Genomic DNA, 13760 nt, shown 5'->3' with positions numbered 1-13760 from the left:
CGAACTCTAGCTAGTGCCACTGCCAAACTCAACCTCTGCTTCATCAGGCTCATGATTAAGAGGCTTGCAGGTTCTTCCTAAGATGTCAAATGGGTTCTATAGTAGGTGACAGAGGATAGGTGACAGGTAACAGGGTTAAAAGGTACCTTCTCAAAGCGACAAAGATGAAAACGGAGGTGACAGAGGATAGGTGAGAGGTAACAGGGTTAAAAGCCTTGTGATGTCTTAGTTTTATTATCTCTTGATGTCCTAACTGTGTTGGCTGTTGCTGTATCAAAAGAATTGGTAGTTGTTTTACTATTCCTTCAGGCTATTCATAATTAATTCTGATGATAGATTGGCTAAAACTATTGAACTTGTTAATCTGAAAGTGTCAGAAAAAAACCTTACCAAAACACAAATACAATGAACATTCTTGCTTGGATCGTCTTAGGTTTAATTGCTGGTGCTATTGCTAAAGCCATCTACCCCGGTCATCAAGGCGGCGGGATTTTAGGAACAATTTTGTTAGGTATCATCGGTGCATTTATTGGTGGTAGCTTAGGAGTATTCTTCAGTACGGGTAACTTTGCGTTAGCGGCTCCTTCTCTTAGCATTCCTGGGGTTTTAGTCGCAGTACTGGGTGCTATTATTGCCGTTTTCTTGTGGAATTTGTTAACTCGCCGCAGTACTGTTTAATAGAGTAACTGTGTTGAAATTATATTAATCTTCAGGGCGTATTTATTAGTTATTTTGTCCTGAACTTATTTAAAAAAAATAGCGTCAGTCTCGTTAAAGGCTGACGCTATTATTATAGTTTGATTTAGAAATCCCTGATAGGGATTAAGTGAAATTTCAATTCCGAGGCTTTTGTGCTTTGCCAAGCTAAATACGTTTCAATCCCTGATAGGGATTAAGTGAAATTTCAACTTTATCAAGATAATCTACCGCCTTAGGTGAAAGATACCGTTTCAATCCCTGATAGGGATTAAGTGAAATTTCAACTAAAAACTCCCCAGCAGCCCATTAAAAAAAATAAGTTTCAATCCCTGATAGGGATTAAGTGAAATTTCAACAATTGAATTCGCACCAAAAAACAAGCCAAGTTCACCTTTGCGTTTCAATCCCTGATAGGGATTAAGTGAAATTTCAACTTCAACTGCGGGGACTTTATTTGCTACATACTCCCCTAAGCGTTTCAATCCCTGATAGGGATTAAGTGAAATTTCAACTCCGCATTATGAATAAAACTGCTGATACTATCTCACGCGCTGTTTCAATCCCTGATAGGGATTAAGTGAAATTTCAACCCTGTAGAGTAGAAAAAAGTTCCTCCCTTAATCAAGGTTTCAATCCCTGATAGGGATTAAGTGAAATTTCAACCTGGTTCTTGTGATTGCAAATAGTAACCATCAAAAAGTTTCAATCCCTGATAGGGATTAAGTGAAATTTCAACTCAATTGAGGATAGCCAAGTGCAAGCCACCTATAAGTTTCAATCCCTGATAGGGATTAAGTGAAATTTCAACATTCCATGAGTCTGTAAAAGAGTTTTCGATAGAAACATCGTGGTTTCAATCCCTGATAGGGATTAAGTGAAATTTCAACTGCGGGAGGCTGAAAGTACGGTTTTATGTGGTTTTCAAAGTTCAGTGTCGCGGATGGTCTGATTGTAGCATTCAAAAGTTTAGATAGATTGATGCAAAATAGCTGAAACTCAGACAGGGTAAGGCGCGCGGATGCTTTTGATTGAATTGTGGTGCAAACGCTTATCTGGTAAAGAGTACAAGCATTTTTCCTTAAATCCAATTTTTTACATCTACCCATCCGCGCATTCAGCTAATTAAAAATCTCAAATCATGTTAGCTGCCTGTATATTGAATTCGATAAATCCGGTTATTAACTTCTTCTGTCACTAGTAAACTACCATCAGGTAACACTAATAAACCAACAGGTCGCCCCCAAGTGGTCGGAATAGATGGGTCAAGCAAAAATCCTGTTAGAAAATCCTCGTAGTAGCCTTGTGGTCTACTTTTTGCATCAAAGGGTACAAATACTACTTTATAGCCTGTGCCGCGATCGCGGTTCCAAGAACCCCGAAAAGCTACAAAAGCACCATTACGATATTTCTCTGGAAAAGTCTTACCGTCATAAAATTGCAAGCCTAAAGCTGCTGAGTGAGATTCAAATAATACATCTGGAGTGCGTGTCTGGGCTGCTAAATCGGGGCGTTTAGTTTTACCGTTCTCTATTTGCCGTGGGTCAAGGTTGGTTGGTGATAAATAAGCATAAGGCCAACCATAAAATTCCCCTTGACGAATACGGGTCAAATAATCTGGAACCAAATTATCACCAATTCCATCCCGTTCATTAACTGTGGTGTACAACTCTTTAGTAACGGGATGAAAAGCCAAACCGACAGGATTTCGCAAACCTGAAGCGAAAGTCTGCTGCTGGGAGCCATCCAAATTCATTATTTGCACGGAAGCCCTTGGTAAGGGTTCTTCATTGACATTAGTAGCAGAACCAACAGAAACATACAACTTTTGACCATCGGGTGCAGCTAATACATTGCGTGTCCAATGTTGATTGTAACCACCACCAGGAAGGTCAGCAATTTTTGTCCCCATACCAGATAGTTGCTGTTGACCTACTTTGTAGGGAAAGCGTAAAACTGCATTTGAATTGCCTAAAAAGAAATAATTACTTGTAAATGTCATTCCAAAAGGAATATTTACTCCATTGGCTGCACTGGCAAATGTTTGTTGCACATCAGCAACACCATCGCCGTTACTATCACGTAACAGCCGAATGCGATTTTGCTTAGTTTCTGTTACTAGCACATCACCGCTAGGTGTTAAAGCTAACCAACGTGGTGCATCCAACCCTTCCGCAAAGACATTGACTTTAAATCCTTGTGGTACAAGCAACACTGGATTTTGGGGAATAGACACTACCTTTGGCCGCTTTGATGCGCTGTCTGTGGCGAAAGGTGCTGGTAAATTTTGTAAATTGATGCGAATGGGTTGGGGTGAAAAAGATTCAGTAGGGATGAGATTGTTTGGCTGGCTAATATTCTGTACTAGCTGGGGCGAAGGTATCTCTACATCCTTTGTCGCATCTTCTGAAGAGGCGCGTGTTTGGTTACAGGCGGCTGTGAACAATAAAAAAGCCAACAACAAGCAGCGCCCTGAAAATTTCATCACAGTGGTCATTTATACACAACTTTCTCAATGTAGACTGGAGATTTAATAATTGTTGCCTGTCTCAAGTTCGATTTTTATCACCAGAAGCTTTTGATGGTTTACGAAGTTACAAGCTCCCCGACTTCTTGAAAAAGTCGGGGAGCTAATTTAATGACATGAACCACTAAAACATCCGACGCTGACGACCATTACTAGGTGGAGTTCTACGTAAAGGGACTACTTCGGCTTCGCTACTTTCTCTTGCTACCCGAATTAGCAATGCCGCAGCTACTAGGCTGGCAATCATAGAATTACCACCATAACTAAACATTGGTAAGGGTAAGCCTGTGGTTGGCAACGCGCCTGTAGTCACACCGATATGTAATAAAGATTGCCCCACCATCACAACTGTTACACCGATCGCTACTAATCTATTAATAGGATTTTTTGCCTTGAGAGCGACAATTAACCCTAAAGTGGTGAAGATGACTAGCATCAGCAGCAGTACTATACCGCCAATAAAACCAAATTCTTCCGAGAAGACGGCAAAAATAAAGTCGGTGTCTTGAATGGGTAAGAAAAACTGTTTTTGTTGAGAAAAGCCATAGCCAGCACCCCAAGTTTGACCAGAACCGACAGCCAACAAACTTTGGACTAACTGATATCCGTCACCTGTCGCATCTGCCCAAGGGTTGAGAAATGACATAACCCGTTTGCGTTGATATTCTTTGATGCTAATACTGAGTAAGGCTAATAATACTCCGCCTACTGCGGTTCCGCCCAAATATTTATAAGGTAATCCAGCAGCTAAGGCAATCAGCCAAATTGTCATACCGCAAAGTGCTGTGGTACTCAAGTTAGGCTGGGCGAGAATTCCTAAAAGGACTAAACAAAAAATCCCTAACCAAGTCAAGCGCACTCGCCAAGTTAATCGTTCCCATTGTCCAAACAGTCGCGCACTTTGCAATACTAAAAAGGGTTTAATCAATTCCGAGGGTTGCAGGGGAATTGGGCCTATGGCTATCCAACGTGCTGCATCAAAAGCTTTTTTCCCCAACCCTGGGATTAAAGTCACGAAAATTAATAGCAAAAACAGTGCTAAAAACCAATGGGATATCCCCAAAATTTTGCGTAACGGCAGATTCACAATATAGTTGAATCCAATTAAGGAGACTAAAACCCAAATGATCTGACGTTTGAAGTAATATAATCCGTCACCATGACGTGCGTCGGCTACTGGGTAAGATGCTGAATACAGCACAATTAGCCCAACGAATAGCCAAATTAATGTCAACCAGCGCAGCAGTCGCGCTTCTAATGCCCAGGTAGCGACGGAATTATCAAAAATTGGAATCAGTCGGCTTAGATTCACGATTTAGTACAGGTATGGCTTAACAGTTCAGGTATAAACTCATAACTTATAACTTATAACTCAAATCTGCCTTAACTCTGGCGATCGTTAAGGGAAATTACGGTAGTGTTTTTTGCTCAACCGCTAGGCGATGAATTCCTAGCCTGAAAAATACCCAAATTTTTAGCGGTTGAGCCTTAAAGAAGTTTTTCGGTTTACTGAGAGTGGGCAAGACTTCAATCTTGCTCACTCTGCTTTGCTACGCTTGCTCCTTTCTTAGTCTGATATTCGGCTCCATGTGGGAGCGATTAACTGCCCTGACAATCCTCCTTTTCGACCAACCGCAAAAACCTTGGTAGCTAGGAGTATTCTTCCTTTTTTCTCAGTCTCGGAGATTATAAAGTTATATGCGACTGTGCCGGTAGAGAAAGGGATCGTAGCAACACCTGTACCATTTGTTGCTACCGAATAAGTTCCATTTGGCACTGGGGGAACATCGTTAATGCTTCTAGAACAATTAGGGACGGGAGTGTTACATGGTAAGTTCGCTAGGATGTCCACGGTCAGTCCACCTCTGCCGTTGAAGGTTATTGGCCCTAAACTGGCAACATCAGCATTGTTGTTGATATAGGCATAATTCCCCTGAAGACTGGCGTTTGTAAAATTCCCATCATCAGCAGCCATAGCAGACTGAGCAGTGTATATACCCAGTATGACTAGAATTACCGCCACTACCTTGAAAATATTCCTGATTTGAATAGATTTTTTTGGCATTTTTTTGCTTCTCCCTAAAAATTTAGATTCCCCAGGTTGGAGCATGACCCAGAAGCTTCAGTACAAGCGCTATATGACGCGGTTAGCTCTGTTCGCTGCTGTCGGCTGTCAATTGCAACAAAGTGTTATTCTGGCTGGTATCAATATGGGATTGCCATCCAGTCAAATTTTGTCGCAGCCAGCAAGACTATTTATTAGACTGACTTTATCGGTCTAATACTGCTAATTTTGATTATTTAGAAAGGAAATTCGCACTCTAGCAGCCCCAAACGGGGGATTGGTCTGTGATTAGTGGAAATACTACCACTATTAGATGGATTAGACTGCAAAATTCCGTATTTCTTCCAATTGACATGACTGGATACTATACATCAAGTAATCAGGTGTCTAAGTAGGTTGAACTAACTTGGATATGATTTACGGCTTGTACAGCACCGTTAACATAACTTGGTACAAATAAATGATTGGCTAGTTCTACTTTCTCTAGAAGTGTTCTAACGGTAGTTACTGCTTCTGCTATAGTTGTGACTCTGTAAACTTTTTTGGCTCTTTTGGCTTGGCGATCGTACAATCTTTTAAACGCAAAGGCTACCAAAGGTACACCCAAGGCTGCACATTCATAAACTGTGTTGTATCCTGCGCCCCCGACTACAACATCGGCAGCTGCTAAACATTCCATCCCTGGATGATGACTTATCCATAAATCTTCTAAATTTTTGGCGGGACAATTAGCTGCTAAAATTCTGACTGCACAATCTAGGAAATTTTGCTGTAAACGCTGGGTAAGTTGGGCAAATAATGACAACTCTGAGGCGTTCCCGGCTGCACAAACAACAATAGTTTTAATGGATGGCTCTACTTTGAGAATATGCGATCGCACTGTCATTTTATCTGCTAATTCCCAAGCATTACGAATTAACCAAGGTGCAGTATGCTGTACATTCGCTAAGTCAGCCAAGGGTAAATCTTCTCCTTCCCCTGGGACAATTACTTGATCGTAATTTTCTGCAACAAAAGAGCGCAAATTTTTGGCAGTTACATAATCTGGATTAATATCTCGATGAATTAAAATCCGGGCTATAGAATGCATCTGCGGTAAGATGTCTGCCAACTCACCACCTAAACCTCTAGGAAATGTATCGATAATTAAGCGATCGCATTCAGTATTTAATACAATTTCTCGTACTTCCTGACAAGTTACAGGAAAATCATTGTCATCAGGAATGCAATGTATTCTGCAACCTTCATTACTAACGTGCTGTGCATAACGACTGTTAGTAATAATTTTCACGTTTGTTTGGGCTGCGGCAATTCTCCCCAAAGCCAAAGCCCGATTTAAATGTCCCCAACCCCCACCCAGGGCGTAAATTAGCCAAGTGTTAGTCAATGGTCAATAGTCATTTGTTATTCTCTCCTGCCCCCCTGCCTCTTCCTACCCTCCACTAACAGGCGGAATCAGTACAACCTCATCGCCATCTTGCAGTAGGGTATCAGGTTCGACAAAAATTAGATTGATCCCAAAGCGGGTAACGTCGCGCCATTTAGCTAGTTCTGGACGTTCTGCAATCAGGCGATCGCATACTGCTTCTACTGGCGTACCCTCCGGTAATTCTAATACTAATTCTGGCATTTCAAAGGCTTCTTGATAAGCAGCGAATAATTTGACGGTGACTGTGATTGCAGATTTCGACATACAAAACTTTTACATTCCAGAAGTATTTTCAACCCAGAGTTTCCCTACTAGACAGAAATTTATGGGTAAAATCGGTAAACACTCGATTGGTATCATTCTGACAACACATAATCATGTGTTATTAGCTTCGTTAGCAAAAATACTATCACTCATTTATACAGATATTTTATTTTTTGGAGAAAGCCATTACTATTCCCAAGTTGATACATCCCGCAGTACATCAGGAATTTCGCTCATTTCTATAGGAAATTCTAATAAGGTTTCTCTATATCCTAAATACCCAGACTCAGCAAACGACAATAGCATTCGCCTGAGTGCGAACCAAACTTCTAATTCATATTCCCAATCACTGTAACGCGAAGCTCGACCAGCAATTGAACGTAATGCCCAAAAATAAGAATTTCTTACCACAGAACCACCTTTTTTAAACTCTGGCAAATCCTCGTGGTTGAGAAATAACACTTGATTGTTAATTCTGGCTCTCATATAGCAATCCTATTTGAGTTACAAATTGCTTATGGGGGTAGGTAATAGGGAAGAGGCAATAGGCAATAGATTTTTTTGAATCTCCTACACTGACTGCTATAGGACTAGTATTTGATTTTTTCAACAATCAGTACATTGTTATCTGCCTTAGACGCGAATGGCACTAAGATAACGCCAAATCCTTTACCTATAAGGATGAGCGGGTGTGGGGTGTCGGGTGTGGGGTGTAGTGAAGAAGGAAAATATTTATGTTCGTACTCGATATTTGGTTTTCTTAATCTTCCCCTACACCCTACACCCCACACCCAACACCCTGCCTACACAAGCTTTCAGCTTTTCTTAGTGCCATTCGCCTTAGAAGCTATTGCCTATTGCCTATTGCCTGACTACAAAGGTATGTTCAGTAATCAAACCGGATTATTATATATCAGCCATTCTAATCTACAAGCTAGAACTTAACCCTACGCGAAAGGTAAATCCAGGGCTATAAATCCGATTTGCTCGCTCGTATTGCTCATCTAGTAAATTTTCTAAATAAACTGTTAACCCTAAATTGCCAGCTATCGGGATACGTCCGCTAAAATCTAGATTCACAAAAGATGGGACAAAATCTGTAATTTGGTCGTTTTGTCTGTTAAAAAAGGCTCGGCGCGCGCCACTGTTGTATGTCATATACAAATTAGCTTGCCAACCTGAATTTTGATAACCAACGCCAGCTTGAAGTACAGAATAAGGAATCATCCCCAACTGTAAACCTCTTTCTGTACCTGTTTTGATTTGGGAATCTGTATAAGTATAGTTAAGGAAAGTTGACCAGCCAGAATTCAGTTTGAGTTGTAAAGCTGCTTCTAAGCCATTAGTATCTACTAGTCCAATATTTGCCCATCGTCCTGCTACTACTCCTAGACGATTATCTATACTGCTACCGAAATAGGTAAACTGTCCTGTCAAGTTTTCTGATAATTTAACATCTACTCCCGCAGTCCAAGAAGAGCCAGTTTCTGGTTCTAAATCAGGATTTGGTTCCCAACCATGAACCGTATCATAAACATATAACTGATCTAATCCAGGATTGCGCTGTCCACCCGTCCAACTTCCACGCATGGCAATGGTTGGTGTGAGTGCATAACGTAAGCCAGCACTAGGATTGAGATAACTACCAAACTCTCCATCAAAACTTTGTCTCAGTCCTAAATCTAGTTGAAAATTGTTAGTAATATTCCAACTATTAACAGCAAATAAAGCTGTGTTTAATACGTTTTTATTTTCAGTTTCGTTATTAGCAATGCGAGTGGGATTTGTACTCAGCACATCACCATTTAAGTCTGTGTTTTTTAAATCTAATCCCCAGCGTAATTTATTAGTATCGCTCAATTGCCATTCATGGTCTACTCTAGCTGATAACTGTTGTGTATCTAAAATACCTGTACGATAAAAGTTACCTGTAGGGCCATAGGTACTGAAATAGTCTTGATTGTAACCAATTGTAGTTGTTAGATTTGAGCGATCGCCATTTCCTAAACGAGTTTTCCAAGATAAACCAAAATTTAACCCATCATGGTCTAGTCTGTCTCTTTGCAATGGAAAACCAAAATATATCAAACCTCGACGACTGCTGAGTGTCTTAACATCTAAATTTAAAGTATTTCTAGTGTCTAAATCTAAAGCGATATTGCCAAAGTATGTACTCGTTGCTGTGTCTGCATTAAATAAGTAACCTTCAGGATCACGGTTAGCTGCACCTACAGGAACACGGTAACGGTTATCTATAAAGTATCTTTCAAAGCTGAAATTATATCTAGCATCACCAACAGAACCACCAAAACTAACCTGTTGATTATTTAAGTTTAAAGAACCGAATTCTAGGCTACCAGTTGCTTTAGGTTGACCATAACCTTCTTTGGTGATAATATTCACAACTCCGCCAAAAGCAGACGAACCATACAAAGTAGAAGCAACACCGCTAGATAATTCTACTCGTTCAATCGCTTCAACTGGGATACTATTTAAATCAGTTGCACCATGATAAGTGTTGACATTATTGTTAATTGGTCTGCCATTTATTAAAAATACCGACTGATTAATTGAAGCTCCTCGGTAATATGTGCCTGTATGAATATCTGCACCATGTCCAACATCATTAATCGCAAAACCAGGCATTCTTTTTAAAATATCGGCTACGCTGGTAGCACCTTGTTTTTGTATTTCTTCTTTCTCGATGACATAAACAGGTGTAGAGCCAGAAGGAGTATCTTGTTCTCCAATTACTTCGATAGTTATATCTGCATCTTCAGTAGGTTGTGTATCAACTTCTGGCTGATTTTCTGGGTTAACTTCCTCGTCAGTAGTCGGAATTGATTCTGCTTCCGGCTGATTTTCTGGGTTAACTTCCTCATCAAGATTAGTTTCTTGAGTTAGTAATTGAGCATCTGTAGGGGCTAATTTAATTTCGTGTAAATAGGGAATATCTGAAGTTACTTGATTTGATGTAGCACTCGCTTGATTTTTTATATCAGACTCAATAGCGTAAGTAGGTAAAGTTATCAGTAAAATCGGGAAAGTACCAAGCAACCAACAATTCTTTTTCACGTCTCGTTTCACACCAAGTAACAACAATCACCAATCGGTATTGTTGCTGTTACTGTAAAATTTTGTCAAACGACACACTGTCATATTTGCAGTAATTGTTGAGAAATCAAATAATGTTGAAGCGTGATTATCTTAACCTACTGTTGCTGCAAGTTGGATTTGTTCTTGCAAAAGCTTGAGTAGTTCTATTGTTTTATTGTAGGCAACTTTTTGGTTGTGGTATTCAAAATACTCAGATGCCTTGTTTAAATCAGCGATCGCTCTTTGATGATATCCTAGACTAGATTCAGCTATACCTCGATTTAGATAAGCTTGGGCATTAGTGGGATCTAGTTTAATAACTTTAGAAAAATTACTGACTGCACCTGTATTATCTCCATTACGGCCACACACACAACCTAGGTTAAAATAAGCTCTATAATCGTTAGCATTGAAACGAAGTGCTAGATTAAAGTCGTGCATCGCTGCTGCTAAATTATGTAATTGAAAATGAGCTAAACCCCTATCGTTGTAAATATCTGCAAACGATAAATTGGTTACTTGCGGAATTTGCGCTAATGCCAGATTAAAATCGCTAATTGCAATTGTATAATCACCCAGGGCAGTACGCACTACACCTCGATTATAATAGGCACGAAACTCATTTGGTTTAGCAGCGATCGCTTGATTATTATCCTCAATGGCACTTAAATAATTACCTTGCCTATAATGTGCTAATCCACGATTTAGATAAGCTTCAATATTATTTGGTGCAAAATTTACTGCTTGAGTGCAATCAGCGATCGCTGTATGGTAATCTTGTAAATAAAGATAAGCAAGACAGCGATTACTGTAAGTAGCAGCTGTTTTTTCATGTTGTTGAATTGCTTGATTAAAGTGAGCGATCGCTTCCTCATAATTACGTTGCTGCATCTGTTCCACACCTAATTTGAAAGAGTCAATTGCTAGATTTTGTGTAAGCAACGTAGGTGATACTGGTAGAGATGGAGCAGCAAAACTAAGAGGAAATACAACTATCAAGCTGAGTATGAACCGCCAGAAGTCAAACATAAATATTATTACTATTATTACTTTCTTTGAGCGACCACTTCGGCAACAATAGAATTTGCGGGACAATTAGCCCCGCGAATTGTTAAACTGAATTTTGACTTACTACCAAACTTTTTCTGCTTGTTCTAGTACGTAAGCAGCTACATCTTCAATTTGGTTAGCATTTAAACGACCTTTAAAAGCAGGCATAGCATTCTTCCCATTTGTTACTTGGGCAATAATGGCTTCTGCTGAGTTCATGCCATACTTTTCTAGATCGTCTTTTTTCAAAGACTTTTCAAGCTTCACTAAATTTTTTCCACCTGCATGACAAGCAGCACAATTAGCACTAAATATTTTAGCTCCATTACCACTATCTGCTGCCAAAGCTGGGCTGTTGAAGACAAATGTGAAAATAGCGATGCCTAACAGCATTAGTGTAATAATTCTTTTCATTGAGTGTTCCCTCTGAAACCAGGGCTTATTTGGGCAATATAGCAACCCTAAATCATTTGCAAACAATTCTATTGCCTATTGCCTCTTCCCTATTGCCTGCCACCATAAGCAGTTTGTAAATCGAATAGGATTGCTATATCTTTAATAATTGTCAGTTGATTGAATTACCTTCGTCAAAAGACAAGCTGTCAAACTTAATTGAAGTGATTGTGAAATGTTGCATTCTGACTACGCACAAGATGACTTAACAGTTGGTAACAGATAAGTCAAAGCAATTTGCAATTATAAAGTAACTGTTTTTCGTATCCGGAGTTAGTCCTAACCACTAGACTTGCACCTATCACTACCACAAAAAAATTACCCCAACTAAATGTACTAGTTGGGGCCATACAGTTCGGTTAAAGGGGAAGAAAAACCTTTAACCCTTACCCTTTAACCTTTTCCCCAAACCAATTCTTAGTTCAAAATGCTTATCCGAACCGTATTGCTAGTTGGGGTCTTAGATGTCCTTCATGTTCCCAAAGGACACAAGAGATTCATTGTGTTTTAGTATAATACATTTTGTAATGTAGTCATATTACAATAAGAAAATCTTGATGTCTTGAGTAATCACTAACTCTTCAACATCCCTTTATTTTTAATCAATTATCTGCTTTCTCATGGACTTAATTTGTCCGCGCTTAGTTTTACTGTCAAGACGTTTTTTTTGAGAACTGCGAGTTGGTTTGGTTGGTTTGCGTATTTCGGGCAACACAATGGCGCTGAGTATGAGTTGCTTGAGCCTTTGCAAAGCTTCTTCCCGATTTTGTTCTTGGCTGCGGTATTCTTGAGCTTTGATGACCACAACACCCTCTTGAGTGATACGTCGGTCGTTGAGCTTTAAAAGTTGCTGTTTATAGAAAGCGGGTAATGATGAAGCTTCAATGTCAAAGCGTAAGTGGATAGCTGTAGCCACCTTGTTGACATTTTGACCCCCTGCACCTTGAGAACGAATCGCGCTAATTTCGAGTTCGCTATCAGGGATGATAATTTTATTTGAAATTTGCAGCATAACTTATATATAGCTTATTGGGTGCGCTTACCAGTTCACCAATTGCTTTTTCAAAGAAAATAGTTTGATAACCCATAACTAAAGCCCCATTAAGGCGGGCTGTGGGGAAAGGGACAGCCCCAAAAACCGTAGCGTGGCAAGCCTAGGCTGTTGACTACGAGCGATCGCTACCTCATTACATCAGGGTTAACCATTTATTAACCTTTTACTGGATGCGATTAATTGGCTTTTATGTCATCCTAGAAAAAGAGAATTAATTTGGTGAGTATTTTTGTTTTTAGTATTGACAGGCTTTACCCTTTTGGTATTTACAGACTTTTCTCCAAAATTTAAATCTCTACACACTAATAATTTTGGAGAAAATCCATGTCAATTTATGTAGGCAACCTCTCTTATGAAGTTACAGAAGAAGATCTTAAGGGTGTTTTTGCTGAATATGGTAAAGTAAATCGGGTTCAATTACCAAAAGACCGGGAAACAGGTCGTCTGCGCGGCTTCGCTTTTGTGGAAATGGGAACAGATGCTGAAGAAACTGCTGCCATTGAAGCTCTTGATGGTGCTGAATGGATGGGTCGTGACTTAAAAGTTAACAAAGCCAAGCCCAGAGAAGACAGAGGTTCTTCTGGTGGCAACCGGGGCGGATATGGCGGCGGCGGTGGACGCGGACGCTACTAAAATTTGAAACCGGAAATTTGAGAAAGCGATTTTTTAGGCCATTGATGAATTCAATTGAGTAGGAGAGAGAATGACCCAAATCATAGTCGGTGAAAATGAACATCTTGAATCAGCCTTACGCCGATTTAAGCGAGAAGTTTCCAAAGCCGGGATTTTTCAAGACATGAGAAAGCATCGTCACTTTGAAACGCCTATTGAAAAATCCAAGCGCAAAAAACTGGCTTTACAAAAGCAGGGTAAAAGACGTTTCCGCACTTGAAAACTGACATAGATATAAACTAATGCCCTCATAGTTTTTATGAGGGTTTTTTCTATGGAATTTAGCAGCAATAAGCAAAAAGGGAGCAATGGTAATTCTTACTAGCTTCAAAGCTATGTAGCATTCCCAAGCATATAGAACCCATTTGACATCTTATGAGGTTTTGAATTAAGGTACTCCTCAGCATCTAAAATCCAATGCTAATGGCGTATTCCAGCGACTTCACTGATGCAG

At 39.9% G+C, this 13760-nt stretch carries 16 protein-coding genes and 1 CRISPR repeat array; of the genes, 5 read left to right on the top strand and 11 right to left on the bottom strand.

All coding sequences use genetic code 11. From position 1 onward, the window contains the following. Positions 1 to 405 precede the first annotated feature (405 nt). Complete coding sequence (locus H6G76_RS34165; RefSeq protein WP_190710645.1) at positions 406 to 678, top strand: GlsB/YeaQ/YmgE family stress response membrane protein; 273 nt, start codon at positions 406 to 408, stop codon at positions 676 to 678. A 124-nt stretch (positions 679 to 802) separates the two neighbouring features. Then, a CRISPR array of direct repeats spans positions 803 to 1586; the repeat unit is 37 nt; unit sequence GTTTCAATCCCTGATAGGGATTAAGTGAAATTTCAAC. A 254-nt stretch (positions 1587 to 1840) separates the two neighbouring features. Here H6G76_RS34165 and H6G76_RS34160 read toward each other — a convergent pair. From H6G76_RS34160 to H6G76_RS34150, 4 genes are all read right to left on the bottom strand, one after another. Beyond that, complete coding sequence (locus tag H6G76_RS34160; protein ID WP_190710644.1) at positions 1841 to 3181, bottom strand: sorbosone dehydrogenase family protein; 1341 nt, start codon at positions 3179 to 3181, stop codon at positions 1841 to 1843. Positions 3182 to 3347: 166 nt separating this feature from the next. Next, the gene (locus H6G76_RS34155) at positions 3348 to 4535 is read right to left on the bottom strand and encodes an FtsW/RodA/SpoVE family cell cycle protein (protein ID WP_190710643.1); all 1188 of its coding nucleotides are present in this window, start codon (positions 4533 to 4535) and stop codon (positions 3348 to 3350) included. Positions 4536 to 4632: 97 nt separating this feature from the next. Continuing rightward, positions 4633 to 4764, bottom strand: coding sequence for a hypothetical protein (locus H6G76_RS37940; RefSeq protein ID WP_277883158.1), 132 nt, complete (start codon positions 4762 to 4764; stop codon positions 4633 to 4635). A 26-nt stretch (positions 4765 to 4790) separates the two neighbouring features. Continuing rightward, the gene (locus H6G76_RS34150; RefSeq protein WP_190710642.1) at positions 4791 to 5246 is read right to left on the bottom strand and encodes a hypothetical protein; all 456 of its coding nucleotides are present in this window, start codon (positions 5244 to 5246) and stop codon (positions 4791 to 4793) included. Between the two features lie 85 nt (positions 5247 to 5331). Between H6G76_RS34150 and H6G76_RS34145 the strand changes: the two genes are divergently transcribed. Then, complete coding sequence (locus tag H6G76_RS34145; RefSeq protein WP_190710641.1) at positions 5332 to 5505, top strand: hypothetical protein; 174 nt, start codon at positions 5332 to 5334, stop codon at positions 5503 to 5505. Between the two features lie 162 nt (positions 5506 to 5667). On the opposite strand, the gene H6G76_RS34140 is transcribed toward H6G76_RS34145, so the two are convergent. From H6G76_RS34140 to H6G76_RS34130, 3 genes are all read right to left on the bottom strand, one after another. Then, on the bottom strand, positions 5668 to 6675 hold the full coding sequence (locus H6G76_RS34140; protein WP_190710640.1) for a glycosyltransferase: 1008 nt from the start codon (positions 6673 to 6675) through the stop codon (positions 5668 to 5670). Positions 6676 to 6720: 45 nt separating this feature from the next. Then, entirely contained in the window at positions 6721 to 6981 is a 261-nt protein-coding gene (locus tag H6G76_RS34135) for a MoaD/ThiS family protein (RefSeq protein WP_190710639.1), read from the bottom strand. 189 nt (positions 6982 to 7170) lie between these two features. Next, the gene (locus tag H6G76_RS34130; RefSeq protein ID WP_190710638.1) at positions 7171 to 7467 is read right to left on the bottom strand and encodes a hypothetical protein; all 297 of its coding nucleotides are present in this window, start codon (positions 7465 to 7467) and stop codon (positions 7171 to 7173) included. Between the two features lie 111 nt (positions 7468 to 7578). Between H6G76_RS34130 and H6G76_RS34125 the strand changes: the two genes are divergently transcribed. Further along, on the top strand, positions 7579 to 7926 hold the full coding sequence (locus tag H6G76_RS34125) for a hypothetical protein (RefSeq protein WP_190710637.1): 348 nt from the start codon (positions 7579 to 7581) through the stop codon (positions 7924 to 7926). Here H6G76_RS34125 and H6G76_RS34120 read toward each other — a convergent pair. The 4 genes from H6G76_RS34120 to arfB form a co-directional block, all read right to left on the bottom strand. Next, a complete protein-coding gene (locus H6G76_RS34120; protein WP_190710636.1) occupies positions 7909 to 10056 on the bottom strand; it encodes a TonB-dependent receptor domain-containing protein in 2148 nt (715 codons plus the stop codon). The genes H6G76_RS34125 and H6G76_RS34120 overlap by 18 nt on opposite strands. A gap of 132 nt (positions 10057 to 10188) precedes the next feature. Beyond that, complete coding sequence (locus H6G76_RS34115) at positions 10189 to 11106, bottom strand: tetratricopeptide repeat protein (protein WP_190710635.1); 918 nt, start codon at positions 11104 to 11106, stop codon at positions 10189 to 10191. Positions 11107 to 11208: 102 nt separating this feature from the next. Continuing rightward, positions 11209 to 11541 carry a cytochrome c6 PetJ gene (gene petJ / locus H6G76_RS34110; RefSeq protein WP_190710634.1) on the bottom strand — a complete coding sequence of 111 codons (333 nt, stop codon included), beginning with the start codon at positions 11539 to 11541 and terminating at the stop codon, positions 11209 to 11211. A 637-nt stretch (positions 11542 to 12178) separates the two neighbouring features. Then, complete coding sequence (gene arfB / locus H6G76_RS34105) at positions 12179 to 12592, bottom strand: alternative ribosome rescue aminoacyl-tRNA hydrolase ArfB (protein ID WP_190710633.1); 414 nt, start codon at positions 12590 to 12592, stop codon at positions 12179 to 12181. 366 nt (positions 12593 to 12958) lie between these two features. On the opposite strand from arfB, the gene H6G76_RS34100 reads away from it, so the two are divergent. Continuing rightward, the gene (locus H6G76_RS34100) at positions 12959 to 13267 is read left to right on the top strand and encodes an RNA-binding protein (protein WP_190710632.1); all 309 of its coding nucleotides are present in this window, start codon (positions 12959 to 12961) and stop codon (positions 13265 to 13267) included. 70 nt (positions 13268 to 13337) lie between these two features. Next, positions 13338 to 13526: a 30S ribosomal protein S21 gene (rpsU, locus tag H6G76_RS34095; RefSeq protein WP_015115835.1), complete on the top strand. Its 189-nt coding sequence runs from the start codon at positions 13338 to 13340 to the stop codon at positions 13524 to 13526. The last annotated feature ends 234 nt before the right edge of the window (positions 13527 to 13760 follow it).

Origin of the sequence: Nostoc sp. FACHB-152 (assembly GCF_014697475.1) — a bacterium.
Taxonomy (GTDB): Bacteria; Cyanobacteriota; Cyanobacteriia; order Cyanobacteriales; family Nostocaceae; genus Nostoc_B.
The sequence above is the reverse complement of the archived record's forward strand: the minus strand, read 5'-3'. Positions and strand labels throughout refer to the sequence as shown.

Excerpts from the sequence above, each read along its gene's own strand:
- H6G76_RS34165 (WP_190710645.1), top strand. The coding sequence starts at position 406 with ATGAACATTCTTGCTTGGATCGTCTTAGGTTTAATTGCTGGTGCTATT.
- H6G76_RS34160 (WP_190710644.1), bottom strand. The coding sequence starts at position 3,181 with ATGAAATTTTCAGGGCGCTGCTTGTTGTTGGCTTTTTTATTGTTCACA.
- H6G76_RS34145 (WP_190710641.1), top strand. The coding sequence starts at position 5,332 with ATGACCCAGAAGCTTCAGTACAAGCGCTATATGACGCGGTTAGCTCTG.
- H6G76_RS34135 (WP_190710639.1), bottom strand. The coding sequence starts at position 6,981 with ATGTCGAAATCTGCAATCACAGTCACCGTCAAATTATTCGCTGCTTAT.
- H6G76_RS34130 (WP_190710638.1), bottom strand. The coding sequence starts at position 7,467 with ATGAGAGCCAGAATTAACAATCAAGTGTTATTTCTCAACCACGAGGAT.
- H6G76_RS34115 (WP_190710635.1), bottom strand. The coding sequence starts at position 11,106 with ATGTTTGACTTCTGGCGGTTCATACTCAGCTTGATAGTTGTATTTCCT.
- petJ (WP_190710634.1), bottom strand. The coding sequence starts at position 11,541 with ATGAAAAGAATTATTACACTAATGCTGTTAGGCATCGCTATTTTCACA.
- arfB (WP_190710633.1), bottom strand. The coding sequence starts at position 12,592 with ATGCTGCAAATTTCAAATAAAATTATCATCCCTGATAGCGAACTCGAA.
- H6G76_RS34100 (WP_190710632.1), top strand. The coding sequence starts at position 12,959 with ATGTCAATTTATGTAGGCAACCTCTCTTATGAAGTTACAGAAGAAGAT.
- rpsU (WP_015115835.1), top strand. The coding sequence starts at position 13,338 with ATGACCCAAATCATAGTCGGTGAAAATGAACATCTTGAATCAGCCTTA.